The 26,948-nt window shown below is 67.4% G+C and carries 15 protein-coding genes and 1 pseudogene; 7 read left to right on the forward strand and 9 right to left on the reverse strand.

Translation table 11 applies throughout. The features are described 5' to 3' along the window. Nucleotides 1–38: 38 nt before the first annotated feature. From BT341_RS11110 to BT341_RS11125, 5 genes and pseudogenes are all read left to right on the forward strand, one after another. Nucleotides 39–638, forward strand: coding sequence for a vWA domain-containing protein (locus tag BT341_RS11110; protein WP_072476204.1), 600 nt, complete (start codon nucleotides 39–41; stop codon nucleotides 636–638). Nucleotides 639–677: 39 nt separating this feature from the next. Continuing rightward, nucleotides 678–1,532, forward strand: coding sequence for a hypothetical protein (locus BT341_RS11115; RefSeq protein ID WP_084742823.1), 855 nt, complete (start codon nucleotides 678–680; stop codon nucleotides 1,530–1,532). 439 nt (nucleotides 1,533–1,971) lie between these two features. Continuing rightward, nucleotides 1,972–2,121, forward strand: a pseudogene (locus BT341_RS47810) (RING finger domain-containing protein); the annotation flags it as partial. An 18-nt stretch (nucleotides 2,122–2,139) separates the two neighbouring features. After that, on the forward strand, nucleotides 2,140–2,265 hold the full coding sequence (locus BT341_RS47260) for a hypothetical protein (protein WP_281255979.1): 126 nt from the start codon (nucleotides 2,140–2,142) through the stop codon (nucleotides 2,263–2,265). Nucleotides 2,266–2,859: 594 nt separating this feature from the next. After that, entirely contained in the window at nucleotides 2,860–3,195 is a 336-nt protein-coding gene (locus tag BT341_RS11125; RefSeq protein ID WP_072481900.1) for a tyrosine-type recombinase/integrase, read from the forward strand. 284 nt (nucleotides 3,196–3,479) lie between these two features. Here BT341_RS11125 and BT341_RS11135 read toward each other — a convergent pair whose 3' ends face one another. Then, on the reverse strand, nucleotides 3,480–3,761 hold the full coding sequence (locus BT341_RS11135; protein WP_072476206.1) for a helix-turn-helix domain-containing protein: 282 nt from the start codon (nucleotides 3,759–3,761) through the stop codon (nucleotides 3,480–3,482). An 87-nt stretch (nucleotides 3,762–3,848) separates the two neighbouring features. After that, nucleotides 3,849–4,619, reverse strand: a complete 771-nt coding sequence (locus BT341_RS11140) for a sigma-70 RNA polymerase sigma factor region 4 domain-containing protein (protein WP_143168522.1) — start codon at nucleotides 4,617–4,619, stop codon at nucleotides 3,849–3,851. A 127-nt stretch (nucleotides 4,620–4,746) separates the two neighbouring features. Between BT341_RS11140 and BT341_RS44185 the strand changes: the two genes are divergently transcribed. Then, nucleotides 4,747–5,298 (forward strand): DUF6907 domain-containing protein, encoded by a 552-nt coding sequence (locus BT341_RS44185; RefSeq protein WP_143168523.1) that lies wholly within the window; start codon nucleotides 4,747–4,749, stop codon nucleotides 5,296–5,298. A gap of 68 nt (nucleotides 5,299–5,366) precedes the next feature. On the opposite strand, the gene BT341_RS11150 is transcribed toward BT341_RS44185, so the two are convergent. Then, on the reverse strand, nucleotides 5,367–6,104 hold the full coding sequence (locus BT341_RS11150) for a hypothetical protein (protein WP_072476209.1): 738 nt from the start codon (nucleotides 6,102–6,104) through the stop codon (nucleotides 5,367–5,369). 743 nt (nucleotides 6,105–6,847) lie between these two features. Here BT341_RS11150 and BT341_RS11155 point away from each other — a divergent pair. Next, nucleotides 6,848–8,464, forward strand: a complete 1,617-nt coding sequence (locus BT341_RS11155) for an N-6 DNA methylase (RefSeq protein WP_072476210.1) — start codon at nucleotides 6,848–6,850, stop codon at nucleotides 8,462–8,464. Here the strand turns inward: BT341_RS11155 and BT341_RS11160 are convergent. The 6 genes from BT341_RS11160 to BT341_RS11185 form a co-directional block, all read right to left on the reverse strand. Further along, nucleotides 8,461–10,590 (reverse strand): UvrD-helicase domain-containing protein, encoded by a 2,130-nt coding sequence (locus BT341_RS11160; protein ID WP_072476211.1) that lies wholly within the window; start codon nucleotides 10,588–10,590, stop codon nucleotides 8,461–8,463. The genes BT341_RS11155 and BT341_RS11160 overlap by 4 nt on opposite strands. A 9-nt stretch (nucleotides 10,591–10,599) precedes the next feature. Next, nucleotides 10,600–11,748, reverse strand: coding sequence for an McrC family protein (locus BT341_RS11165; protein ID WP_245804937.1), 1,149 nt, complete (start codon nucleotides 11,746–11,748; stop codon nucleotides 10,600–10,602). A 38-nt stretch (nucleotides 11,749–11,786) separates the two neighbouring features. Continuing rightward, complete coding sequence (locus BT341_RS11170) at nucleotides 11,787–13,622, reverse strand: DUF4357 domain-containing protein (RefSeq protein ID WP_072476213.1); 1,836 nt, start codon at nucleotides 13,620–13,622, stop codon at nucleotides 11,787–11,789. After that, nucleotides 13,622–17,734 carry an Eco57I restriction-modification methylase domain-containing protein gene (locus BT341_RS11175; RefSeq protein WP_072476214.1) on the reverse strand — a complete coding sequence of 1,371 codons (4,113 nt, stop codon included), beginning with the start codon at nucleotides 17,732–17,734 and terminating at the stop codon, nucleotides 13,622–13,624. Before BT341_RS11175 ends, BT341_RS11170 begins: the two co-directional genes overlap by 1 nt. Further along, nucleotides 17,734–20,550 (reverse strand): DEAD/DEAH box helicase, encoded by a 2,817-nt coding sequence (locus tag BT341_RS11180; protein ID WP_245804938.1) that lies wholly within the window; start codon nucleotides 20,548–20,550, stop codon nucleotides 17,734–17,736. The genes BT341_RS11175 and BT341_RS11180 overlap by 1 nt, the downstream gene beginning before the upstream one ends. Nucleotides 20,551–20,650: 100 nt before the next feature. After that, entirely contained in the window at nucleotides 20,651–26,869 is a 6,219-nt protein-coding gene (locus BT341_RS11185; RefSeq protein ID WP_072476216.1) for a protein kinase domain-containing protein, read from the reverse strand. Nucleotides 26,870–26,948 lie beyond the last annotated feature (79 nt).

The raw sequence follows: 26,948 nt of genomic DNA on the forward strand, positions 1-26,948 counted from the left end.
ACTCCGCCGGTCGATCAGGGGTGAAGGAGAAACCGGGTATGGGGTCCGACGTGTTGCCGTGTTACGTGGCGTGCGACGTCTCGCTGTCGATGGCCGACCACATCGACGAGCTGAACACGGGACTGCGCGAGTTCCGCGGCGCGGTCCACGCGGACGCGTCGGTCGCCGACCGGGTGCTCTGCAGCGTGATCGGATTCGGCGAGGAGCCGTTGGCCGTGCACGGGCTGTACCTGGCGGGCGAAGTGGCGGAGCTGCCGCCGCCGGGCCCGTGCGCGGGAACGAACTTCGGTCCGGTGTTCACGTACCTGCGAACCCGGATCGACTCCGACGTCCACCTGCTGGAAACCCACCGGGTCCGGGTGCACCGCCCGATGGTGTTCTTCCTGTCCGACGGCCAGCCGACGGACCCGGTGACCTGGCCGGCGGCGTTCGCGGCGCTGACGGACCCGACGTGGCGGAACTGCCCGCGGGTGGTGACGTTCGGCGTGGGCGACGCGGACGAGGGGGCGCTGGGCCGCATCGGCACGTACCGCAGCTACCTGAGCCGCGACGGCGTCCGCCTGGGAACGGCGCTGATCGCGTCGGTGATGCACGTTCTGTCCACTTCCGGTCCACCGCCCGGCGGCACGCTGTCGTGAAAAGGGGGTGGCCGTGGAAACGCACTGAAGGAGAGCAAGGTGGAGCGCACTGAGCTGGTGCGGGAGCTGAAGACGCTGCGCAAGGGCCGCGGCCTGGCGGGCCGCATCGAGGACCGGGTGGGCCCGGTGCTGCGCTCGGCGTGCGCGATCTCGGAGAACGACGGATGGGTGGCGATCCGCGCGAAGGTGACGGGCAGGCTGTCGGAGCTGTCGTCCCAGCTGCCGGAGGATCTCCGCCTGGCGGCGTTGGCGGCCTTCGCGATCACGCCGGAGGCCCGCCAGCCGCTGTACCAGGAGAGGGTCCGCTGGGCGGCATCAAGGGTGGACCGCGACCCGAGAACGGTGCGGCGCCGGGTGGACGAGGCGATCGACCTGCTGGCGGAGCTGGCTTCGGGCGAGCCGGCCGGTTCCTCACCGGACAGGTGGCACACGACGGCGTTGACCGTGGCGGTGGTGCTCGAGGAACGGCGCGTGTTCGAGCAGCACCGGGTGAAGGCCGAGGAGGACGGCCTCCGGTCGTTCGACCTGGCGGTTCCCGCGGCGGAGGGCTCGGTGCTGTACGGAGGAACGCTGAGGGAGAGCTCGGTGGAGCTGCCCGGGCCGCTGTCCCGAGGCGAGTCATGGGAGTTCGCTGCGGTGTTCACGGTGGAACCGGCCGAGAACGTCGTCTACGTCCCGCGCCACCGGTGCGAGGTGTTCGACCTGAGACTGAAGTTCGGCACGAGGAACCCGCCGGAGGTCCTGGCCTTGGACGGCGCGTTCAAGAGGGACATCACGGACCCGCGGTACCGGGGCCGCCCGCTACAGCCGAACGCGGCGGGGGAGGTGCACGTGCGGTTCCGGCACCTCACGCCGGGCTTGGCTTATGGCGCCCGGTGGGCGTCCCGGTCGTGAGCTTGCGGCATTCGACTTACGCCGGAAAAGCAAATTCGAAATGCAATAAGGACCGTGGAAAGTGTGCCCCCGGCAGGATTCGAACCTGCGACACCCGCTTTTGTGGATCATGTCTTCCGTTGATCGCCGAAAGCGATCGACATAGTTCGCTACCTGACGATCTCTCGGCTGCGGTGCGCCTGTTCCCGTGGTCATTTGTGATCATCTCGCGACCATTAGCGAGGGTACAGCGTGGCGACGGGCGGGGGAGTTCGGTGCTCGGTCATGGATTCCGGTCCTGCGCGGGGCGGGCATGAAGGGTCCGTGCTGTCGCCGGTGGCCGCCCGGCAGGGCAGCCACTCTTCCCTCAAGGGTAGCCCGTCAGTCGCCGTGTCGGACCGCACGGGCACCCAGAATAGGGTGTTCCCCTACCCGGTTCCGTTCAATTCTGGAGCACCGCATGGACTGCCCGATCTGTGGAGAACCATTCACCAACGGCGAAACGATCAAGCTGCCGTGCGACCACCTCGTATGCCGGAACTGCCTCACCAATTGGCTGTACAGGCTGTACGAGAATCAGCCCACGGCGGACGAATGCCCCCTATGTCGCGCAAAGTTCACCAACACGATGGCATTGAGCGGCGACCTGGACGAGTACATCAGGAACACCATCGCGAACTACGTGGTCGTGTCGGTGTCCGGCGTGGGCATCGGCGTCCCGCTGACCAACGAGGACATCCAGAACGCGTACTGACCCCTGTCCCGATCACACACGGAGGAAGTGGCTACCCGCAGCCGCCAACTGCCGTACTAACCCTCATGCGCAGCAGTTGATCACTGGAAGTCTGGCGGTCGAGAAACTCATTAATTAGTGGGTGGCCTTTCGGCATCTCGTCGACCTGGCGTCGCCCGATCACGCTGTGTCAACGGGGCACTTTCGGCCTGACCGTCACCTACCTGCTCGGCTGCCCCCTTGACGCGGCGTGATAGCCCTCCGGGAGGTTGACGAGATGCCGTTTGGCCGCCCACGGACGCAACCGTCGCGCTCGACTCGGCCATCTCGGAGACCTGCCCGTCCGGCGAGGACATCTTTTCTTCTTGAGCTGCGGCCCCCTGGTGCAGCCGCCGGCCGGTCGCGTGGGTGCCGGAGGCGTGCCCCGCGCGTGCCGGCCGATAGCGGCGCGGCCCCGGAGGGGCCGCCTTGACCGGGACACCTCGGTCGACTTCGATGCCGGCACGATCCGCTTTTACGGCACCGTGATCCGGGTGACCGGACAAGGTTTGTTCGTGCAGGACCACACCAAGAGCCGTGCGGGCATGCGCACGATTCGCCCGCCGGCGTGGGGTGATGGACATTCTGAAGCGTCGTCGTGCGGAGGCTGAGACGCGGTGGGTCTTCCCGTCGGCGACAGGCACTTTGCGGGACCCGGACAACACGCGGGCGCGGTTTCGGATGGTCGTCGAGAAGGCGCCGTACAAGGGTCTGCATCCGCACGACTTCCGGCACTACGTCGCTGGGGTCCTGGACGATGCCGGCTTGACCGCTCGGGAGATCGCCGACTACCTCGGTCATGAGCGCATCAGTACGACGCAAGAGGACTACATGGAACGCGGTGTTGTCGGCGAGGACGTCGGTCCGGCGCTGGAGCGTCCGACGATCGAGCTTCCCAAAGACGAGGGTTAAGCAAGGGTTGGCCAAGCGCGAAGCCCCTGGTCATGATCCCGACCAGGGGTTTTGTGCCCCCGGCAGGATTCGAACCTGCGACACCCGCTTTAGGAGAGCAGTCAACAGCGTTGACTGTGGCCTCTACCTGCAACTTTGTCCTCACGGTTCTCTGTGGTGCCCTCCTGAGCATCGCCAGGCACCAGCGTTTCGGGTCACGAAATGGGCCATGAGATCCCGGCCCGGCGCCCGGGCGTGTCGCGGCTTCCGGTCCCACTCCAGCGGGCGTCGAGCACGCAAGTCGATCACGCCTGGCGGTCGCGTAGGCCAGCCTGAGAGTTCGCAGGCGGAGTTGTCGTGGCCAAGTTGGCGGTGTCGACGACGCTGTTGCTAGTCACGGCAGCCTGCTCGATGTCGTCGATTGCGCGCGCCGGGACGATGATGCGGTTCCGGACCCTGATAGCGGGGAACTCGCCGGCCTGAATTGCCCGGTAAAGCGTCATGGGTGACAGGTTCAGCATCGCTGCCGCTTCGCCGACGCGGTAGAACCGTGGCCGGTCGAGTTCGCGAACTTTTCGATGATTCATGGCATTGGCCTTCTGGGTGAGCTACTGAGAACCCTTCATCACTGGTGGTGTCGGCGGTGAGGCTTGGCTGCCGACACCACCAGCGGGTCATGCTGCGGCGGAATGGCGAGTGAGGGCCTCTGTCAGTCGTCGCTCGGCTCGTGACAGCTGCTGCCGGAATTGGTAGAAGGAGACGCCGCGTTCGTGGGCGACGGATGCGGCTCCCTCGCCGTCGAGCCGTACTCGTCCGATGAGGCTGGCTTCGTCTTCGGTCAGGGTGTCGTCCTTGACGGCTTGTGCCAGGACGAGGTCTGGATGTCCGGTTGTCCGGGCTCGGTACCTGACGAACGTGCTCTCGTCGTAGGTGGAGCGTGTTCCGTTGATCCGGTCTTCCTTGCCGCGGGCTTCCAGTCCGTAGCGGTGGGCCATGAACCGCAGGGACGAGTAGAGCATCGGCTTGTTGGGGTCCAGCGAGTTCAGCGCCTGGAGAAACCCTTCGACGATCTCGGCGTCGAAGTCGGCGATGTCGCCGCGGAAGTTGCGGGCGATGCTGCCGGCGACCTTCTTCAGGCCCGGCATCATCAACCCGAGTGCTGCGGTAGTCCAGGGGTCGCCCTGTTCCTGCGCGCGTCGCACGACCTCGCTCCAGACGGCGTTCTTCACCTGGTTGCTGGTCTGGCGCTTGAGGAGGGTGATCCGGAGTTCGTCCAGGGGGATCGGCCGGTCGGGGAGGCCGAATCCGATGACGCGGCCGTCGAGTGATAGCGCTGTCGGCTGCGCGGTGAGCTCGTTGAAGCGTCGTTCGATGATCTCCAGTGAGGTGAGCGACCGCTGATGGTTAGGCATTGCGTTGCCTTCCTTGTCGGGGGAGGTCGACACCTCCTAATACGGATTCTGCGGCGTGATCATGAAAGGAATCACTCGATTGTGCGACACCTGCAAGGCGTGTCGCTCCGCCGTATTACTCGATCATCTGTCTGCGTCCTCTGTGTTGAAGGAGAACGGTATGGAGAACAAGGCTCTGTTGGGCAGCGTGCCCGGGGTGGATCTGGGTGGGCTCGATGCGGCGCAGCGTGGAGGGCATACCTGCGTCCGGTGCGGACGCGTTCCGCTTCACCGAGTTGACCTGACGCAGGTCGGCGCGCCAGATCTGATCACCTGCTCCGGCGAGGATGCGGCAATCTGCTCGCGATCTGTGTTCTGGCTGGCGAAACCCTGCCCGCGGTGGTGCAACGGTCTACACGACGATCGCGACGCTGGCTCGGATCGTCGTCACTTCTCCAGCTGGGAGGAGCAGGTGCCCCTTATCTTGGAGGATGCCCAGGAGATGGGCCCGGGGTTGGGGTGGCAGCCCGAGCACGTGGTCGTGAGCCTCGACCAGGGCGTCCGCGAGGAGGCACCGCGGATCTGGTGCGGCAAGGGAGTGACCAATCAAGGCTGGCACCTGACCGAGGACGAGGCCCGTCGCCTCGCCGGGACGTTGACGGCCGCGGCGAATCTATCTGTGGGTGAGCCGGCTGATCAGCTGCAATTGCCGTTCGGAATTGTCGCGGCATAGGACGACAAGTTGGCTCGGCATGTCGAACGGCGTGCCGAGCCAGCTCAATTCCGGCGCCGTCTGAATCCTTAGCGCGCGAGCGAAGCGAGGAGAAGTTCGCCGACCAGCGCAATCGTGTCCGGCGTGGTGTCGGAGCCACTAGGTGTTGTCCTGATGAGGCGCAAGCTCCGCTCGGCGGCCGTCCGGAACCACCGTTCGACATGCAACGCTGCGTCCTGTTTCAGCACCATGTCGGCGACGGCGAGCTGAGCGCGGACGACCGGCCCGGTTTCGTCGTCGAGGGCGAGCCGGACGATGTCGAGCAGGTCGGTTGCTTTCTTGACGCGTGCCCGGTTCGGCAGCGCCTGCAACTTTGTCGCGACGAGCGGTCCCGGCTCGGCAACCTGGACCGTGTGCTCGCTCGTGGTGCCCCCACCGACGGCACGGATATGCAGTGGTGTCGCCGAGCGCAGGGCCCAGTCGTGACTGAGCAGGTAGAGCCGATCGGTCGGATCTTCGGGGATATCGTCGAGTTGCTCCTCGCTGACTTCCAGCACGTCCACCAGGACATCGCCACTCGTCGTGGCGACCATCACGCCTGCCCCGTCGATCGCGCTGGCCCCGGTGGCGAGCAGGACATCGAGCTGGCCCGGTTCGCCGAGCCGCCGGTTGACCGTGTCGACATCACTGGTCACCCGGTGCGCGGCGGAACCGAGACGGGACAGGACGGCGAGGCCGCCGACCACGGTGATCCTGCGATCGAGTCGCCGCTCGATCTCCGGAAGCGCCTGGACCAGGGACGCCGTGACCGGACCGAAGAGCTCCACTACCCGTGGTTGATCACCAGATACGTGTTACCTCTTGCGGTGGGTTCCAGCCTTCGAGGATCTCCCGGCCGCGTCCGGGGTCGGTGGCCAGATCGAGAGCCACGAACAGTGGATGTGCCAGCGGCCACGGTGGCCCATCTGGCGATGCCGGGAACCTCAGGGCACACACCTGAGGCACTGGCGCGACCCGGATGGTCGCCCCACGGGCGGCTTCTGATGTCGGCACGCCCAGGAGTGTTTCGGCCCGGTGTGCCGTCGTCGTGTCGGGGACGTAGAAGTCCGGTGGATAGCCAGCTCGGACACCGGCAGGAGCTCCGTAGGCGGCAGCCGCCATCGTGTCCGTCAGAGCCCAGCCGACGCCGGTTGGCGGCTTATTCCAGCCAGTGTGCAACGCGCCGGCGATCGTGGCGTCGGCAAGGAGCGCCACACGTGCCACCTTTGTCTTTGCTGGTCGCCAGGCGCTCGTTGCTTCCCAGAACAGCTCCGGTGTCCGACTGACCAACCTCCTCGGACATCACAGCTAGCGAAGCGAGGAGGAACGCGCCAACCCAGGGCAACTGTGTCCAGCGTGGTATTGGAGCCACTGGGTGTCGCTCTGATGAGGCGCAAGCTCCACTCGGCGGCCTGCAGGGCTGCGTCTGACCGCGGCTAGGTTTCGTCCCGCTCGCGCATCTCATCGTCGGTTTGCGTTGTCAACGTACGCATTCGCCAATTTGGGGCTCTGCAGCGTGTACTGTGGGGGCATGAGTGCCACTCGGACCAGTGCTGCTTCGCTCGTCAGTCCTGCCGAGGTCGCGCGGCTGGCCAAGGTGACACGAGCCGCGGTGTCCAACTGGCGCAAGCGATATGCGGACTTCCCGGCTCCGGTGCGTGGTGCGGGGCGCACAGCCCTGTTCGACCTGGCCGAGATCCGATCCTGGCTGGACCGGCATCGGAAGGGCGATGATCCGTCGCCGGAAGTGGTGCTCTGGCACGCGCTGCGCGCGCGGTACGGCAGCGACATGGTCCGCGGCCTGGCGGACGTCTCGATGCTGCTCACCGCCGGATCGGCCCAGCGGCTCGATTCGGACCTCGGCTCTCTCATCCGGGAGCTCATCGAAGAGCGAACATCGGCCGAAGTCCTCACGGCTCTCGTTGAGCGAATGTCCGGTGGCGAGTACACCTCGACACCTCGCCTGGTGCGCGCGATCGGCCATTTCGTCGGTCCGGTGACTGGTACCGTCTTCGATCCCGCCTGCGGGGTCGGTTCGCTCCTGCTGGCGTTCGCTACTTCCGACACATCATTGGCGGGGCAGGAATGCCATGAGGCCGCGGCGCGCCTGGCCGGAGCGCGCCTGAAGCTTGTCGACCCAGGCGCCGCCGTGCGAGCCGGCGACTCGCTCCGGCAGGATCGGTGGTCTCAGCTGCGCGCTGAACTAGTGGTCTGCGATCCGCCGGTCAACGTCGCGGACTGGGGTCGTGAGGACCTGCTCCTGGACACCCGCTGGGAATTCGGGGTCCCCACCCGCGCTGAGAGCGAGCTAGCCTGGCTTCAGCACTGCTATTCCCACGTCGCCCACGGGGGCAGGGCGGTGGTTGTGATGCCACCGTCGGTCGCCTATCGCAAGGCGGGCCGTCGGATCCGGGCGGAGTTGGTCCGCCGGGGGGTGCTGTCCGGCGTCGTCGCCTTGCCTCCCGGCATGGCCGCGCTGCATGCGCAACCCGTGCAGCTATGGCTGCTGGAGAGGCCGGTCGACGCCGAGTCAAGCCGCGACGTGGTGCGGATGGTGGATCTGTCGGCGAACGACCCGGACGAGACGTTCGAGCCCGTGGCCAGCCAGATCGCGGACGTACCGCTGATCGACCTGTTGGACGAGGACGTCGATCTCACACCGGCCCGTTACGTCGCCGCACAACATGTCGACCACCTGGCCGAGTATGCCACCGCCTGCGCGGCGGTGGTGGCCAGGCTGCACGAGCTCAGTGAGCTGCTACCCGAACTCGGCAAAGGCCAGGGCGCTCTCGACGGCCCGTCGGTCAAGATGGCGGATCTCGTGCGCGCCGGGCTGGTCTCGCTGACCGACGACGGAGCGGCCTCGAAGAGTGACCGGCTGGACACCGACTTCGTGCGCGGTTTTCTGAGCAGCGCCGCGAACGCCAAGCGTGCGACCAGCAGCAGCGGTAGTTTCCGCGCGGACGTGACCGGCGCTCGCATCCCTCAGCTGGGCGTCGACGAACAACGCCGTTACGGCGCCGCGTTCCGCTCGTTCGAGGAGTTCGACCGGTTGCTCGCGGAACTGGCGAAACTGGGACAGCGCGCCACATCGCTTGGCCGAGACGGCCTCACCCTTGGTGCGCTGCGCCCCGAGCCAAGGAATTAGTCGGGCAGGAATGGGCTGGGTGCGCCACTCCACGACACGGACAGGCGTTCGCGTGCCCGGGTGCCGGCGACGAACAACAGGCAACGCTCCCTGAGCAGGTCGCTTGCGTGCTGCTGCGGGTCCACTTCCACGGGCGTGACCTCCTTGGCGAACGGGACCGCACGAGCGGTGGCGCCCACGATCGCGACGCACCGGAACTCGAGCCCCTTCATTGCGTGCATGGTCGCCAGCCGCACGCCCTCGGTGCCGGCCGCCGGACGGTCTTTGACCAGCACTGCCGGAATGTTTTCGGCCCGCAGCCGGTCACGCACCTTGTCCAGCAGGATGTTGAACCGGGTGCACACCGCGATCTCGTGGGGTAGCACACCTTGCCCCAGCCATTCCCGTATGCGTCCGGCGGCCGCGTCGATCTCCGAGTTCTCGTCGGGATATCCGGCGATGTGCGGCCGGGTGCCGTGCAGCAACGATCGGTAGCCGACCAGGCTGTCGTCGCCGTCCCCGCTGAGCTGGCTGACCTGGACGTCGGCCATCACGCCGGTGGACCAGCCGAGGATCTCGGCCGTGCTGCGGTAGTTGACGCGCAACCTGCTGCTCCGGCCGGTGACCGGGATGCCCAGCGCCCGCAGCGACACCCGCGAGTCGTAGATCCGCTGATGGGGATCGCCGGTGATGAACAGGTCGTCCGGTCCTTCGGGCACAGCCGCCCGGAGCACCCGCCACTGCGCTGGGTGCAGGTCCTGTGCTTCGTCGACCACCACGTGGTCATACCGGTGCTGAGTGGCCTTTTGGTCCGACAGCAGCTTCGCGGCGTCCGCACAGACCAGCAGATGCGTGGTCCGCCCCGCGAGTTCGGTGGAGAAGGCAGTCATCGCCTGCCACAGCAGTTCACGCTGCGAAGGCCGCAGCGCGGAGCCGCGGCCGCGGCGCTCGGCCCGGAGGTAGCCGGCTTTGTTCTCGACGCCTTGGGCCAACACCACGTGCCGGAACTCCTGCATCAGGAACTGCTCGGACCACGGCAGGTCGAGCCGGCGGGCAAGGCGCCGCCAGATCTGCCGCTCGTCGGCATCACCGATCGGCGACGGCGCCCGCCCGGTGGCCTCTCGCACCACCCGGTTCGCGAACGCGTCGACCGTCGTGACGTTCACCCGGGCCAGCTGCTCGTCGTCCTCCAGCAGCAGCGCCAGATTCTCCCGCAACATCCCGGCCAGCGCGTTGGTGTAGGTGGAGAGCAGCACCTGAGTGTCCGGCGCGCGGGACAGCAGATGCTTGACGCGGTGCAGGGCGACGACCGTCTTCCCGGTTCCCGGACCACCGGTGACTTGCGCCGGACCACTGAAGGAGGTGCGGTAGGCGACGCGCCGCTGGGATCGGTGCAGGAACACCCGCCACGCGGCGAACGGCTTGTCCAGGGCCTCGGCGAGTTCGTCCGGGCCGGTGACGAGCTTGATCCGGTTCGGCGTGTTGACGATGGCCATCGCCAGGCTGTCGCTCGTACCGTCGCCGCTGGTGGCCGCCAGACGCTCGGCGACCACGTCCCGGTAGACCTCTTCGGCGGTGAACCCCTCGGCGAGGAACTGCAGGACCTCGAACTGATCCTCGGGCAGCACCCCGGCGAAGGCCTCCAGCTGGGCTTGGTCGGCGATGGCCCGCGCCGCGCGCAGGACCTGGTCATCGATGCCGAGCTCGCGCAGAACTGTGTCGGAGTGGCGGGCGAACAGCAGGTCGGGTGCCTTCGCGGCCACCTCTTCGAGGGACGGCGTGAGCTGCTCGATCGCCACCACGTTGCGTACTTCCAACCCGCGGGTCGCCGTGTTGACGGTGTAGAGGCGCTTGGCTGCCCACGAGTAGGCATCGTCATGCGGGACGACGTTGAGCAGCAGGAAGATGTCGCTGCTGTCGTCCGGGGCGAGGACGACGCCGCGCCAGAAGTCGGTGATGCGGATGGTCCGCATGCGCGGGTCACGTGCCTTGTCCACCGACTCCAGGTGCAGCCCCTTGTCCGCGTACAGCTCGGCGATGGACAGCTGCTGGAACTTGGCCATCGCCTTGCGGACACCGGCTTTGACCTGCTTCTCCAGCAGGTCGTAGGTCTCCCAGAAGCTGTTCGCGAAGGCAAGTTGCGGCATGGTTGTCCTTCACTTCCGGATGAGCCGACGGGCCAGGTGCCCGACGCTGGTCAGCAGGTCGCCGGGTGGCTGGTCGAGGTCGAGAACATGCTGGTGGATGGTGATGCCCACGTTGCGGACCCGATGCGAAGCGTGCGGGGCGTTCCCTTTCGCATACACCAGGTGTCCTTCCGGCAGATTCAGCGCCGTGCAGTAGGCCAGCATCTGGTAGAGGTCGGCGTCGGGGAAACCTTCGGGTTTCTCGGCCTTGTACTTGGCGTCGGCCACGGCGAGTGGCGTGCCGTCGTCGGCGTAGTGGACGAAGTCGGGGATCATCCGGATGGCTCTGTCCTCGTCGAGGTGGTGGCGGGCCTGCTGGACAGAGCGTCCACTGTGGCCAGTGAGTGCCTCGCGCAGGGCAGCGGTGAGGAAGTTCTCGAAGACCCGGGCCATGTCGAAGGTGAACCCGTGCACCGTGACGTTCCCGGCGCGATGCTCGACGGACGCGTTGCGCAGGACGAGTTCGGCCAGGCGCAGGGCATGGTGGTAGCGGGCGTTGAGCCGGCTCGGGCGCCAGGTGGGCAGGACGGCGCCGCGGGGAACCGGGCTGACGTCGATCAGGTTAGCCCGCAGCCGAAGCAGCCGCCCGCGCACGTCGGTGGATAGAGGCAGGCGAAGGAGCGCTTCACAGGCTGAGCGCAGGAGCCGGTTCTCGGCAGTTTCGGTGGTGTAGTCGTCGTGGTCGATTTCCACTGGGACGAGTCTGCCGTGGTGCCGGCGGACCTGTTCGGCGAAGCGCAGGCGGCCGCGCATGACGAGTGCTGTTTCCTCGACGGCGACGTAGCCCTTGAGCAGTCCCTGCCGCAGCGCGTGTTCGGATTGGCGGGCGAACAGCCGGGCGAATGCCGGGAGCAGTTCGGATTCCTCGGCCACCTCCACCGCCTCGTCCCGCCAGCCCTTCGGGCTGCGGCTGTAGTCGAGCAGGAACAGCAGGCGCGCCACGGGCAGCTTGGGCTGGATCCGCACGGTGATCGCCCGGCCGCCGGGCACCTGCACGGCCGCCACACCGACCAAGCCTTTGGCCCGGACCCGCCAACGGCCGGGGGTTTCGGGGTCCGGCGCGGCCTCGACCAGGCCCGAGCGCGCCAGAGCACGCCCGGCCGCGCCGTCGAGCGGCACGAACCTGGGCGCGGCGTGTTCGACCAGGTCGAGACTGGTCATGCCGGGTCGATCGAGTCCGGCGTGGGCGTGGCGGCCACCCGCAGAGAAGCCAGGCCGTAGCGGTGCTCGACGTCCATGCCTTCGCCGTAGTGGTGTTCCTCCAGCAACGGGAGGATCTTCGTGCGCCAGGCCCGAGCCAGGCCACCGTCGCGGTGGACGCCGGGTTTCATCAGGTAGGAGGGACCGATCTGGAAATCCGGATCTTCGATGCGGGAGTTCAGCTCGTCGAGCAGGTCGGCGGCTTCAGGGCCGTGGCCCTCGCGGTCCAGCCAGCGGCGGAGCAGGCCGCGAGTGGGTTCGGTCCGCGGGGACAGCTCGACGAACGAGAACCGGCGGCGCATCGCCCCGTCCACCAGCGCGATGGACCGGTCCGCGGTGTTCATGGTGCCGATGACGAACAGGTTGGGCGGCAACGCGAAGTCGTCGCCGGAGTAGGTGAGCCGGACGGACTTGTTGCGGTACTCCAGCAGGAAGTACAGCTCCCCGAAGACCTTCGCCAGGTTCGCCCGGTTGATCTCGTCGATCACCAGGAAATGCGGGATGTGCCGGTTGCCTTCCCGAGCGGCCGCGTTGGCTATTTCGCGCAGCGGCCCGTCAGTGATCCGGAACGCGACCTCCCGGGTGCGCGGGTCCTCCTGGGGCCGGAACCCTTCGAAGAAGTCCTCATAGGAATAGGAAGGGTGGAACTGCACGAGCTTGACCTGTTCCGGGCCACCGCTGAAGTACTCGGCCAGGCGCAGGGCCAGGTAGGTTTTGCCGGTGCCGGGCGGGCCATAGAGGATGACCTGCCGGTCGTCCCAGAGCAGGTCCCGCAGTTCCCGCAACCACGCCACGTCGTGCACCAGCAGCTCCTTGGCGAGGCTGTCCGTCGGTTCGGGCAGTTTCAGCTCGAGCCGGGCCATCAACGCGGCGAGTTCCGCGCTGGACTCCCCGTCGGTCTCTTTGACTTCCCCGGCGAGCTCCTCGTCGCTGCGGCCGAGACCGGCGACCAGCCCCTCGACGCTGGTGAGGTCGACGACGTCGTGCTGGATGGACAGTTTCTGCTGCAGCGCCTCGGGCAGGTCGAGATACGGGTAACCGACGCTGCGCCACTCGGCCGGCCGCCGCAGGTTCGACCGGCCGCCCTCGGAGGCCAGCTGCTCGGCGTCACCGGTGATCTCGCCGACGTAAAGGTCGCCGTTGGAGATCGTGCACACCGTGTCGCCCGGCTTCATCCGGGACAGGAAGACGTGCAACGCCTCGACCAGATGGGTGCGCTGGCTGTAGGTGAGGACCGATTCGTAGTCCTCTTCCACCATAGTGCGCAGTTCGTCCTTGCTCACGCCCTGCTCGACACCTTCGCGCAGGTGACTGGCGGCGAGGCTGACGAGGCCGCGCGGCAACCACAACCGCTGTACCAAGTCGAGACCGGAGACATTGGAGCCGCGGACCAGCCACGTGCGGTTCGGCCCGTACCAGGCGGCCTGGAGAAAGTCCGCGAGTGGACGCCCGTCAGCGGTCTTCCACTCGGTGTAGCCGTTGGCGGACCGGCCGAGCAGGATCTCCGCCGCTGCGGAGGGCGAGTTGCAGATGATGTCCTCGGTCGTCTCCAGGTATCCAGGGAATCGGGTGGATTCGGTGACCCGGCCGCCCGCCCGGAGGCTCTTGCGGAGCTTGTGCGAGGACTTCATCGTCGAGGGGAACGACGGTACCTCCTCCGACCGGACCGGAGACCCCGCACTGACACTGAATTTCTGACTGCCGTTGGTGCCCTTCTCGGTGAGCAGCCGCCCGTGCGCGATGGGGCCGTTGAAGGGAAGCTGGAGCTGGAACTCCGGGTAGGGGCTGTCCATCAGCGTTCCTCGCTAGTGGCCGCCGCAGGATGACGGGGACCCTGGCCGGGTGGCGGGGTGAGGGTGGAGGTGTAGTTCTCCCCGTCGATGAGTGGTGTGGTCAGGCTGACGCCGGCCTGGGCCATCCGGTCGTATTCGGCGAGGATCAGGTCCTTGGTCCGGTAGGTGCCGTACTTCGCGATCTCGTTGTTCTTGAGGCCGCCGGAGTCCGACTGGAATGTATCGAGGATGTAGTCAACGTCGGTGCGTTCGACGCCGTACAGGTGGAAGAAGTACGCGTCCAGCTCGGCGCGCACCTGGGCACGACGCTCCTCGTTCCAGCGGAACGGCTCACTGGAGTCGCCGAGATCCCGGGCGAGCCCTGCCATGTCGTAGGCGGTGTAGACGAGTTCGAGGACCCGCGGAGTGATGAACGGCGTGTGCGGCTTCATCATCTCGGGGGTGGGTACGGGAAGCTGCTTCCACGTCATGAGTGCCATGTGGATTCCGCCGATCTTCTGACGGCTCACAAAGTCGAATACCAGCGAACTCTGGGCGGCGACGAGTGCCGCAATGAGCACCGGCGAGACCCGCGGCAGCATGAGTGGAAAGGTATGGCCAACGGCGGTACGCGGAATCAGAGCAGGGATCGCGGTTCGTTCGTCGGTGGAACGACACACATCGCGCCAACCACACAGCCAGTCCCGATCCCAGGCGAGGCCTGCCAGCCGTAGTTCGACACCAGGGATCTTGACGTCCTTGTCATTCCGCCGGGTCTGGATCAGCCCGCTCTCCGCGATCCAGTACCGCGCGTCCGGCGAGTACCCGGGATCCTGCTTCTCCTCAGGTAGTACCCGCTTCCGGTCTTCATTGCCGGTTCCGTAGTAACGCGCCCAGCGATGGTCGAAAAGATGTGCCATCTTCCCCTCGTAGAGCGGCAGCATCCGCTCCTCGCCTCGCACGAAGACGTTGCCCTCCTGCTGCCAGCCGTCCGCCTCAAGCTCAGCGCGCTTCTTGAAGAGGTCGGAGTCGTCGGTCATGTTGAAGAGATTCTTGAATGAGATCTGCCAGGGGTTTCCGTTCTTCAGACGTTCGTTCCAGAGCACCGGCAGCCGGTGATAGATCGTCGCGGTCAGGTCGGCGTCTCGACGGTTGCGGAACACCGGGAGGTTCCCGGTGTTCGGATTGATGAGCGAGATCTCCTCCGGGCTCAGCGCGAAGATCCGCCCGCGGTCGTCCAGATCTTCGGCGTCGTTAAGGAAGAAGGCGAAGGCGGCCGCAGGTTCACGGATGCCCCGCCCAGCGAGCGAGAGCAGGCAGAACTTGATCCGGGCATCCACCGCAGGGAAGTTGTTGCGGTTTTCGAAGTCGTAGAGAAGCTTGACGGCACCCCGGCGGGTGAGATCACCGAAGAGGTGCTGTCCCCCGGCACCCGTGGCGACGGCGGACTGGACAATGCAGCCGATGCGTCCAGCGGGAGCGGCGATGGTGGCGAACAGCTCGGTGAACAGCTGATCGGTCTGCAGTGAGTTGACGCCCTTCACCGTCAAGCCCTTACCGCACAACGGGAAGGCGCCCGAGCTGCCGGCGAAGAGGAACGTCGACTTCACCTTGCGCCGGCTGGCGCGGTACCGCGTCCCCGCCTCCGGCTGTTCCTTGGCCCACTCCTCGATCCGCCTGCGCCGATCGGCTCCGGAGATCGCGGCGATCGACGGTTCCACGACGCTGAAGTACTTCTTGTCCTCGAAGTCGACCTTGTCCCAGGGCGGGTTCGCCAGCACACAGGAGAAACCCCCGGACCAGCCGGTCGCCGGATCGACCCCGGCATTGTCATCGGGCACTGTGAAGACGTCCGGGAAGGCGAGGTGCCAGTGGAAGAAGCGGTACTCATCCCGCAAACGGATGATCTCGTCGTGCGTCTCCTGCGCAGCGGCCGCGGCCGCCGGGTCCTGCAGCGCCTGGAAGACGTCTTGGGTCACCGGCGGAGGCGCGTCCTTCATCTTGTGCCACATGAACGCCGCACACCAGGCGTCGGCAACGTGCCGCGCGTGCCGGTATTCCGGCGAGTCTTCCCAGACACGGTAGTCGGCGGACTGCCGGTGGACGTCCGCCAAGCTCCGGACCGGGGCATCGATGATCCGCCGGAGCCCGGCGGCGAAGGTGGAGTTGGCGACCTTCGTCGTCTCCGTCGGCTCGAACAGACCCAACTGCCCGAGGCGTTCCTCGTTGTTCTGCTTCTCCAGGAACGCGGCGAACTTCGGGTCGTCACCCTCGACGGCCTTGAATGCCTTGTTCGGGATGCCCTGCCTCAGCAATGCCGGTGTCGCGCCGATGAGGCCGTTGCCAAGTTTGACGTGTGCGTCAAGGAAACTCAGCGGCTTCCCCGGCTCCAGCGCCTCAAGCCACAAAGCGACCTTGGCGAGCTCGACCGCCATCGGGTTGAGGTCGACACCGTAAACACAGCGGGCGACGACTTCGTGCAGCGCGTGACGTATCGCGTCGAGGGTCGGCTCCGGGTTGTTCTCCCTTACCGCGGCCACGCGCTTGGCGATCCGTCGAGCCGCGGCGACCAGGAAATGGCCGGACCCGCATGCCGGGTCGCACACCGTCAGCGACAGTAGCTCTGCCACGACGCTGTCCGCAGGGTCGGGTAGGCCCGCGGCACTCGCCCTCTGCTCACCACGTTTCTGCGCATCGTCGATGATCGGGGCGAGACTGGAGTCCAGCAGGACGTCGATCAGCGCACTCGGCGTGTAGTACGAACCGGTCCTCTTGCGGTCATTGCCCAGGCGATGAGACAGCTCGAACTCGTCGTCCCCGGTACGCCTGGGATCGAGCTCCAGCAGCGATTCGTAGATCGAGCCCAGCTCTTCGGCGTCCATGTTGCGGTAGTCCACCTGCCGCCATCGCAGGCCGTCACGGACCCGGGAAAGGTGGCGCACTGCGTCCAGCAGGCAGCTGTTGGCCAGCGACAGGCCGCGCAAAGGCTCGTCGGCGTCGGTATCGTCGAACAGCCCGCCCAAGCCTGGCAGCCCCAGCTCGGGGCGCCCGCGCTCATCGCCCAGGGCGTCCAGTACGACCCGGACAGCCTGGTAGAGATCGCTGTGCGCAGTGCCCCGGCGGCGGTTCGCCTGGCGACGCAGCCGCGCGGTGGAGAAGTAGGTCGCGTAGCGCCACCGCGTCTGCTCAGACGTTTCGGGAGGATGCAGTGCATCGCGGTCCTCCGCGACGAAGACGAAGATCATCCGGTAGACCAGGCGCAACAGGGCGGTCTGGAAATCGCGCGCGTCGAACTCCCGGCGCAACCGGGCGTTGTCCGGATGCCGGAGGAAGCCGGTGCCCAAGGCCTTGATCGCTGCCTCGACACCGAGACCAAGCTGTTCCAGGGCGCGGGTGCCGGACTTGATCGCTTCCAGGCGCCACTTTTCCAGCCAGCACGAGGCCGGCGCGGCGCCCTCGGCGACCGCGAAGCGGGAGACGTGCAGCAGCCGGTACAACAGGACGAACTCGCTGAACAGCTCACCGTCGAAGATGGCTTCCAGGTCGAAGTCGACGTACGCGGCGGTAGCCAGCGCGCTGGAGTCGCGCAGCAGCCGCAGTTGCCTGCCGTTGGTGATGATCCCCCACAGGTGGGCCTCCGAGCGGTTCAGGCACTCCTGCACCAGCGATTGCGGCGGCACGGTGCCCGGCCCGCCCGGTCGCTTGTCCAGCGAGTGCTGCCACGCCGCCAGGTGGATCGGCACGTGGTTCCACCGGTGACTAATCGGGAACGTCTTGGTGCCGTCGTCACTGGTGATGCCGGTGGTGCCGAGCGGAGTCAGCTCGCCGAAACCGAGTTCGTCGAACAACGGCGCGAGCCACTGCGTCCGCGCCTGCCCGGTGCGGTCGGCCGGTGTCTCGGATTCGGACGCGGCGGGCAGCTTCTCCCGCAGCTCGGCCCACACCGAGCGCAGGTAGTCCCACCGCCGTTCCGCGTCGTCGCGGACCGAGCGGGAACCGACGACCCGGTAGTCGCCGGGGAGACACCCGCTGACATCCTTGCCTTCGGAAATCCGCACCAGCATGTCGGCGGGCAGCAGGCCGCCAACGGTGTGGACGGCCGTGAAAACCTGGTGACGAGCGATGGCGGACATCAGGCGGCCCCTCCCGAGACCGGCAGATAAACGTAGGCACCGAGGATGTCGGCGGACTTCTGGGCGGTGACTCGCATACCCCGGACGATCTCGCCGGAGGCGCTACGCACCCGCCGGTGCGAGGCAAGCAGTTCCGCGGCGAGCTCGTCCCCAAAGGACTCGAGGTGGGCGTTGGCCGCGGCCAGCTGGTCCAGCACCCGTTGCATCGTGCGCTCGCCGAAGGCGGGATCGGTGTTGGCGTCGGCGGTCAGGTCGGCCAGCCGCAGGGCCTCCTCGGCGGGCAGCCAGGTGGCGTTCGCCGGCGAGCCCTGGAACGCGAGTAGGCGCGCGTCCTCGGCGACCAGCTGCCGCTCGCCCGTCCGGGACGGCAGAGTGAGGTGGAAGCGGTAGCGCACCAGCAGCAAGGTCGTGCGGATCTCCACCCCCTTGGTGCGGATGACACCGCAGCGCCGGGCCGGACGCGGGCCGGCCGCCTTGGGGTCGAGCGCCGCGTTGAGCACGTACCCGGCGAGCGCGCCGACCACCGGGTCGGTCCGCACCAGCGCCACTTCTCCGCGGGCAACCGCGGCCGTCGACCGGAACCGCACTGCCCGTCCCGTCTCGACGGCGTCCCCGCCAATCACCGGGGCGACGGCGTCTCGCAGGCCGACATGGGTCCCGCTCAGGTCCGCGGTGAAGCCACCCTCGCCGTCCTCTCGCAGCACGGCTTCCAGCGACCGCAACGCCTGCTGGACGAACCCACGGACCTCACCGGCGCGCCCCAGGGTTTCCCGGACGGCGGCGACCTCTCGGGCGACCTCCTGTGGGTGGATGGCGCGCTGCGCGAACCGCGACCGGGAGGTCTTCTCCCGCTCCGCGGCCGACTTCCAGTCCGCCTCCAGCACCTGCGCCTTGTGCTCCAGGGTCTCCAACTCGAACAGTTCCGCTTGTTCAGGCCGCTGGTCGCGCATCAGGAGCCATTCGACGATCGCGTCGGTCACCGCGGCGGACGCGGCGTCCGGCACCGAAACCGAGATGCCCAGGTCCTTCTGGATCTGGCGGTGCTTCTTGATGAGCACATCCAGAACCTTCCCGTCGATCCCGTTGTCACTGCCGTAGAGGGTGACGACCCGGACCGTGTCCCGCCGCTGCCCGTACCGGTCGACCCGGCCCTCCCGCTGGTCGTGCCGGGTCGGGTTCCACGCCAGGTCGTAGTGGATCACCGCGTCGAAGTGGTGCTGCAGGTTCACGCCTTCCGACAGGCAGTCGGTGGCGACCAGCACCCGGCGGGCGGCTGGATCGTCGCCCGCCTCCTGCGCCAGCTCATCGATCCGCTGCAGGCGCTGCTGCGGCGACAGGGTGCCGGTTACCGCCCGGATCACGACCTTCTTGCCGAGCTTGCCGGCCAGTTGATCGGCGATGTACTCGGCGGTGGGGATGTAGCGGCAGAAGATGATCGGGTGGTAGCCGTCGGCGAGCAGCGCCTTGACTTCCTTCGCCAGCACGGCGAGCTTGCTGTCGGAATCCGGCCCCTCGAGCCGCTCCGCGCGGTCGGCCAAGTCGGCCAGCCGTGCACCCGCTCCCTCGATCTCCGCACCGGGTGCGACGTCGAACCCTTCGAGCGCGTCACCATCGCCGGCGTCCCGCACCAGCGGGGCGCCGAGGCGGTCGGCTTCTTCGACGGTTTCTGCCTGCGCCGTCGCGGACCTGGTACGCAGCGTCTGGGCGGCCGCCCGCGGGGAGGAGACCAGAGATCGCAGCAACGCGATCGCCGACCACCAGGCGACCCGGGCTTCCCGCTTACCCTGGTTGCCCGCGGCATTCACCCGCTCGCTCGCATAGGCGATGGCGTCTTCGAGGAGGTCCCGGTAGGTGGGGGACAGCTTGTAGGTCTGGTCCTTGAAGAAGCGGTCCGACGGGAACTTCGTGTCCTCCCGCAGGCTGTCGTCGGCCAGACCGTCCTCGGTGGTGAGGAACTGTCGTACGTCGGCCCGCTTGCGGTGCACGAAATGCGTGGCGAGCAACGCGCGGCCGGCATCGCTGTCCAGGTTGACGGACGCCAGTTCCGGCCGGACGAGTCCAAGCAGGGCACGGAAGGCGCTCTCTTTACCGCTATGCGGGGTGGCGGTCACCAACAGGAGGTGGCGTTGCTGGTCGCCAGCGATCCGTTGCAGCAGCTCGTACCGCAGCTGACTCTGCGTCGATGCGGTGTCCTCCGCGGCCACGCAGGTGTGCGCCTCGTCCACGATGACGAGGTCCGGGCAGTGCCGGACGAAGTCATCGCGGTGCCGGGTGGACTTGATGAAGTCCGTGGAGACCACCACGTGCGGGTGCCGGTCGAACAACGACTGCCCGAGATCCAGCGCGCGCTCCAATTTGGACACCGTCGAGGCCAGCACCAATTCGGCGTCGATACCGAACTTGGTGCGCAGCTCCTCCTGCCACTGCTCGGCCAGCGCAGGCGAACACAACACGGCGAGCCGCCGGGCACTGCCCTCCGCCAGCAGCTCGCTCGCGATGAGGCCGGCCTCGACGGTCTTGCCGATACCGACGTCGTCGGAGATCAGCATGCGTACCGTTTGCTGACGCAGTGCCATCATTAGCGGCACCAGCTGGTAAGCTCGCGGTTCGACTGCGATACCGGCCAGCGACCGGAAGGGCCCGGCGCCGGAGCGGAAGCCGATTCGCAGCGCCGACCGCAACAGCCCGGCCGCCAGTTCGTCCCCCAAGTCGTCCGGCGACGGTCGCTCGAACTCGGCGTGGCGGACGTCCTCGAACGCCGGGAAGACGGCCGCGATGTCGTCGTCGGCCCCGCCCAGCGGGCGCAGGACGAGCATGTCGTCGGCGCTTTCCGGCAGTACCACCCAGTCCCGGCCACGGGCGGAAACCAGCGAGCCGACGGTGAACGTACTCGTCATGTCCTGTCTTTCGTAGTCGTCAGGCGCCCACGGCAGGGCCGAAGTACTGCTTGAATCGCTCGGCGACGGCCGCCCAGTCCTCGTCGTGGCGGAACCGCACGACGTCCCAGCCCCGGTCGAGCAACCTGTCCTCCGCCTCGGCGTCCCGTTGCGCCACAAAATCGTGGCCGTGCACGGGGCCATCCACGAAGACAGCCACATTGGCCCCCTCCGTCCAATAGACGAAGTCGGGACGGGCCAGAGCTTCCGGGATGAAGGCCTGTGTCTCATCGGGCAGCCGCAGGCCCTGTTCCTTGAACCAAGCCAGAAGCCGTTTCTCCAAGCCGGTGTCGGACTGGTCCGTCAGCCGAGCCAGCTGCTCGGAGCGGGACTCGCCGCGGCCAGTGGCAAGCGCCTGCGCGCCGGCCAAGCGGAGCAGCAGGTCCCGGATGCTGTGCCGGTCGATCGAGCCGTGGTGTAGCTGGTTGCCATAGGTGAGCAGGCATTCGTAGCAACCACGGGCGCAGGGCCTATCCGGGTGCTGGCCGCCGCGGTCAGTTCCGTCCGGCTCGAAGTGGCAGATGTCCAGAGCAGCCCGCACCGCGGTTGCCAACGCTTCCGGATCGGACTGCATCAGCCGCAGCACGCCCGCGCCGCCCTCGGCCGCCTCGGTGAACAGCATCCGGTCGCGGTCACCCCCGTCCGGCGGCAGCAACTCGCTCGTCAGCTCCGAGTCCTCCAGTTCGAAGGCCGCCTCGATGCCCCGTTCCAGGGCATACATCAGCGACAGTGCAACCGCCTCCGGCAGCGGCGCGGCGAGCTTCACCACCAGGATGTTACGGCTGTCCTGAACATACGGGATCACGCGTTTGCGGGGACGCTTCTCGTTGCCGTCGGCGTCGACGGCAGGCAGCTCACTGGAGTCGCCGGAGGCCTCCTTCGCCTGCGCTTCGGTCATCCACTCGCCGTTGACCGGGTCAAGCCAGTAGCCCGGTGGCTCGTCCTCGGCGGCACGCAGCCGACCGATATTGCTGATTCGCACCGTCGCCGAATCGCCGTAGGCCAAGGTAGCGATCTCGCCGTCGCGATCGGACACCGTGGCGTCCCGCCGGCCTGGGCGCGCTCCGTGCTCCTGGAATCGGTAGGAGGTCACCAGCCGGAAGCCCGCACGTCGCCGTTCCTCCTCGTCGGAAGAAATGCGCTCGCGCTTGCGGGTGTAGACGGTGTGCAGGTGCAGCAGGCCGACCGTCTTTTCGGTCAGCGGCGCGTCGCACATGCGGCACCTGCTGTCCTCGACGTCATGGTGGTAACCGCAAGCGGCGCAGCGCTTGGCTTCGGTGGTGACGACGTCGCCGGAGGCGTCGGCGGGCAACTGGATCCGGGTGACCTGGTAGCGGGCGCCCTCGTGATAGATGAGCGCGCCCGGGCCGAACTCGCGGATCGCCAGGAAGCGTGGCCGCTGCAGGTAGTCGCCGTCGGCGAAGCGGCGGCCCGACATCGGGATGTAGGCGGCCAGCGGCAGCCGCGGGAACGAGTAGCCGGGGAGGAAACCCTCGCTGGCCAGGTACCGGTAGGGGTTGAAGTCGGAGAGTACCGAGCTGCTGTCCACGCTCTCGTTCTTCAGCAGGTTGAGCTGTGTCTCGGCTTCCCGGCGCCGGCTCACAGCACTGGTGCGATCGCGTTCGGACAACGTGTGGTCCAGGACCCGCCGGTTCTGCTCGGCCTGGTCGACCAGAGCGGCGCGGAACAGGCCCCGCCATCGGTCGAAGCTGCGGTCGAACACCTCCGGCGCGCGCCGCACGGTGTCCTCCAGCCACTGGTCGTGCCACCAGGCCGTGTCCGCGAACTCGGGCAGCAACCGGTCGAACACGTCACGGGCCGCTGCGACGGCGCGCCGCTGTACAGCGGGGTCGTGTACGGCCGATTCGACATGCTCGTGCAGGCGCAGCCGGGGATCGGGGCGGCGGGCGTCCTCCGGATAGCTGATGTCGATGATCGACGGGATGGCGTTGCCCAGCTTGAGCGAGGACTCGGCCAGCCAGACGGCTTGCACATGCGACCGCACGAGGTCTTCGTTCGCCAGGTCGAGCCGGGGCGGGGCGACGGCACCGGCCACCATCCGGTCGGAACGCCGGAAGTAGTACTGGTCGTGGCTGTTGCCGGTGGCGCAGTAGGTGGTCACGAGCGCCGGCTGCCCGGACCGGCCGGCCCGGCCGCTGCGCTGCGCATAGTTCGCCGGGGTGGGCGGCACATTGCGCATCATCACGGCGTTCAACTCGGAGATGTCGACCCCGAGCTCCATTGTCGGCGAGCAGTAGAGCACCTTCAGCTCGCCCTTGCGGAACTCCTCTTCTCGCTGTTCCCGCTCCTTCGGGTCGACCTGGGCGGTGTGTTCCTTGGCCACCAAGCCGCCCAGCGCACCCGCCGTCTCCCGGTAGAGGTCGCGGAAGAATGTGTTGACACGCGGGCCGTCGCCACTGGCGTAGGTGCGGGTGAGCGGGTCGTGCGTGCCCTTCTCGCCCGTCCCGGCCCGCCAGATCAACGCCCGGGCGGCGATCCGGTAACCGGTGACAGGGACGGCACCTGCCTGCCGCCGGAACCGGCCCGCACGCTGAACCGGGGCTTCGACTTCACGCAGCAGTTCATTCTTAGTCAGCACCCGCAGCAGTTCGACGATGAGCTGTTGCGTGTCGTCGACCGACAACTCCGGGAAATGCTGGCGGCGCAGGTACTTGCCGAACTTTGTCCGCCCGGACAGGAACAACCCCGCGCGGTCCACACCTGGCCGCGAGCCTTGCGCATACGCGGTGCCCACCTGCGGACGGTCGTCTTTGGACAGTACCCACGGGCCGGTCAGACGTTCCTCGCTCGCGCGCTGCAGGGTATCGAAGTCATCCCGGAAGTACTGGACGTCGATGGCGAGGTTGCGGCGCATCTCGTCCAGCAGGGTGCGCATGATCTCGAGCCGGCGGCCGGCGGCGGCGCCCTCCAGATACGTGCCCTGCCACTGCTCTTCCCGCTCCGCGAGCCAGTCCAGGTCCTCGTAGCCGATCCTGAGCAGACCGGTCTGCTCGAGGTTCGGCATGGTGACCCGCCAACCCCGGCGCAGGTCCAGGTACAGGCGGTAGGCGACAACATCTCGCAGCGTCCGCGCGGCGTTGCGCTTTAGCGACGGCGGCAGATCCACCGAACCGGCGTAGTCGGCTTGCTCCACGCCCAACGCGTCCACGACCCGGGACGCGAGCTCCTCGTGGCGGATGCCCTCTTCGCCAGCTTCGATCGTGGCCCGGTACAGGGCCGCTCGCAGCTGCGTTATCTGCACGAAGTCGTTGAAGTGACCAGCCTGCAGCGAGGCGTCCTGGCGGTTGTCGACGAAGGTGAGCAGCTTGCGGGCCCGCTTGTCGAGCGCCTCCTCCGGGATGTTCTTCAGCGACCGCACGATGGAGGCGGATACCAGTGAGGTCGCCGACGAGCGGCCCTCCTGGTCGAGCGTGGCCAGCTTTGCGAAGTCCTTGCCACGAACCTGTTCGTAGCTCACTCCGCAGTGCAGGCAGAACCGGAACGGCGCGGGAATGAACGCCGCTGCCAGGTCACCCTGACCTTCGGTGCCGTAGGGGTCGACAGTGATCGCCCTCGGCAGGTGCTTGCGATAGGACTCCCGCACGGACTCGGTGCCTGCCTCGTCGATCTCCAGCCACGACTCGGGCAACCGGCGATCGCCGATGGCCGCGTTCTCGTCGGCCGGCCAGGAGCGCTCGGGATCGATGTAGAGGTAACCGTCGCCGGACCGGCCTCCGGTAGCGGCAGTGTTCTGCCGGGGCTCGTAGACGTGCCCGCCGCCCTGCGCCGTGCGCCAGACGCTCAGATACTCCTGTCCGCACTCCCGGCAGAAGGCGAGTGGTACGAGGATCTTGCCGTCCGACCCCGGCTGCACCCGCTGATACTCCCGAGTGAGGTAGCGGCTTTCCTTATCCTCGAGCGTGACATAGACGGTGTCACCTTTGGACAGGAACTGGTGCAGCCGGAAAGCGAACAACGGCCGTTCCGTCACCGGATGCCGCGCCTGCGACCCAGCACGGAGTGTTTTGCGAATCGCGTCCGCGCAGACGTCCTCGCCCAGCCCGCTGTCCCGGGCGAGTTCGGCCGACGCCTCTTTGATCGTGGCCAGCCGCTGCCGGACCAGCCTGCCGGTTTCCTCCTCCACGCGCAGGCCGAATCGGGTCTCGATCCAGCAGGCCAGTGGGTCCTCGACCAGCTCCCCGTACGCGTGCGGCGCGTCCGGCGCCAAGAGCCGGTCGATGGGCACCACGGCAGGCGCCTCGGCCGTCGCTCGCACCAAAGTTTCCCCGATCACGTTCTCCGGCTTCACCTCGGTGCCGAACAGGGTGGTCGCCACCCTGGCGACGACGTGACGCTGGTCGGCGAAACTGCCCTCACTTGCCATCGTGGCCGAGGTCCCCACACACTGCAGGTTCTCAGCCTGGCAAGCTTCCCGAACCCGCCGGATGAGCAGCGCCACGTCCGCGCCCTGGCGACCGCGATAGGTGTGCAGTTCGTCGAAGACGAGGAACTCCAGCCCGCCGGCCATCTTGATCAGTGAGCGACGGTCGTCCGGCCGGGTGAGCATCAACTCCAGCATCACGTAGTTGGTAAGAAGGATGTCCGGCGGGTTGTCCCGGATCTCCTTGCGGCGCTCGTCGTTCTCCTGACCGGTGTAGCGAGCGTAGGTGACCGGCTCCCTGCCCTTGCCGTATCCATCGAGCAGGAACTTGTCGAGTTCCTTGAGCTGGCTGTTCGCCAGCGCGTTCATCGGGTAGACGATGATCGCGCGGACCCGCTTGGCGGTGTTCGGACCCGCCGCCTCCCGCTCCCGGAGGATCTTGTCGACGATCGGTACGATGTACGACAGCGACTTGCCGGACCCGGTGCCCGTGGTCAGCACATACGATTGGCCGGACCGGGCCACCTCGATTGCTTCCCGCTGGTGCTGGTGCAACGTCAACGGCCGCCCGTCGCACGCTGTGCCGCCCTCGGTCTTGCCCGCCTGGAAGATCCGCTGGCACTCCTGGCGCAGCAGTCCCGCGGTTGCCAGTTCCATGACCGTTCCGCCCGAGGCGAAGAACGGGTTCAGCGACACCCAGGGATCCGGCCACTGGGACTTCGCGGCCAGGTCCTGCTCGACCTTGGCGGCGATGGTTTCATCGCGGACGATCGTTCCGCCGCGGGTGAAGGCCCGGTAGTCGGCGATGAGGCGCTGGTGCACGTCGAAGACGTCCATTCCGCCGGCGGGCGGCTTCCGCGGGATGGCTGTCCGGACCGGCTTGTCGGTGGGCGTCGTGGAAAGGCCGTCCAGGGGATTCCACTCCTCCCAACCCGGGACGCCGTCATCGCCCACGGCGAACGGCAGCAACGCCTCGCGCACAGCGACAGCGTCCTCCGGCCGCTCGGCTGGGTCTTTGCTGAGCAGGCGCTCGACCAGGCGCGCCAGGTCGGCGGGCACGTCGGGCCGCAGCTGCCGCACCGGCGGCAGTGATTCGTGGAGATGCTTCTGCCCAAGTTCGTGGGCCGACGTGCTGGAAAACGGCGGGACGCCGGTGAGCAGCTCGAACAACACGCACCCGAGGGAGTACAGGTCCGCGGCCGGTCCCACCGTCGAGTCCTGGAACTGTTCGGGAGCCATATAGCGGGCAGTGCCCACCGTCACCCCGGAGCTAGTGATCTGCTGGGCCGCCACGTCGTCGGTGATCCGGCTCATGCCGAAGTCGAGAACCTTGACCACGCCGGTGCGCAGCACCATCACATTGGACGGCTTGAGGTCGCGGTGGACGACCTTCTCGGCATGGGCTGCGGCCAGCCCGTCCGCGATCTGTACCCCAAGGGCCGCCATCCACGCGACCGGCGCCTGTGGACACTCGGAGACCAGCTCGTGGAGCGTGCGGCCGTCGATGAACTCCATCGCCAGGTACGGCAGGCCGCCCTCGTCCATCCCGCCGTCGATCAGGCGCGGCAGGTTCGGGTGGTCGAGGCGCCGCATGATCCGCATCTCGCGCTCGAACCGCTGAACCGCCTTGGGATCAGGGCTGGAGCCCAGGAGTGCGCCGCCGCGGCTACGCAGGATGACCTTGACTGCGACCAGCCGATCCGCCGAGCCCCCGTCCGCATCGAGATCCTCCGCCCGGTAGACCTCACCCATGTTTCCCTTGCCGATGGGACCAAGGAGCCGGAACCGGCTTGCCACGACCTCACGGTTCGCCGACACTTCGCCCTCCCATGATCCGCGCCGAACCTACGCCTATACATCGGTAAAAAGGCGGCATTCATGACAGAGTACACAAGAT

It is taken from the genome of Amycolatopsis australiensis (assembly GCF_900119165.1).
Classification (GTDB): Bacteria; Actinomycetota; Actinomycetes; order Mycobacteriales; family Pseudonocardiaceae; genus Amycolatopsis; species Amycolatopsis australiensis.

Excerpts from the sequence above, each read along its gene's own strand:
- BT341_RS11180 (WP_245804938.1), bottom strand. The coding sequence starts at position 20,550 with ATGCTCGTCCTGCGCCCGCTGGGCGGGGCCGACGACGACATCGCGGCC.
- BT341_RS44185 (WP_143168523.1), top strand. The coding sequence starts at position 4,747 with ATGGAGAACAAGGCTCTGTTGGGCAGCGTGCCCGGGGTGGATCTGGGT.
- BT341_RS11135 (WP_072476206.1), bottom strand. The coding sequence starts at position 3,761 with ATGAATCATCGAAAAGTTCGCGAACTCGACCGGCCACGGTTCTACCGC.
- BT341_RS11110 (WP_072476204.1), top strand. The coding sequence starts at position 39 with ATGGGGTCCGACGTGTTGCCGTGTTACGTGGCGTGCGACGTCTCGCTG.
- BT341_RS11155 (WP_072476210.1), top strand. The coding sequence starts at position 6,848 with ATGAGTGCCACTCGGACCAGTGCTGCTTCGCTCGTCAGTCCTGCCGAG.
- BT341_RS11125 (WP_072481900.1), top strand. The coding sequence starts at position 2,860 with ATGGACATTCTGAAGCGTCGTCGTGCGGAGGCTGAGACGCGGTGGGTC.
- BT341_RS11160 (WP_072476211.1), bottom strand. The coding sequence starts at position 10,590 with ATGCCGCAACTTGCCTTCGCGAACAGCTTCTGGGAGACCTACGACCTG.
- BT341_RS47260 (WP_281255979.1), top strand. The coding sequence starts at position 2,140 with ATGGCATTGAGCGGCGACCTGGACGAGTACATCAGGAACACCATCGCG.
- BT341_RS11170 (WP_072476213.1), bottom strand. The coding sequence starts at position 13,622 with ATGGACAGCCCCTACCCGGAGTTCCAGCTCCAGCTTCCCTTCAACGGC.
- BT341_RS11175 (WP_072476214.1), bottom strand. The coding sequence starts at position 17,734 with ATGTCCGCCATCGCTCGTCACCAGGTTTTCACGGCCGTCCACACCGTT.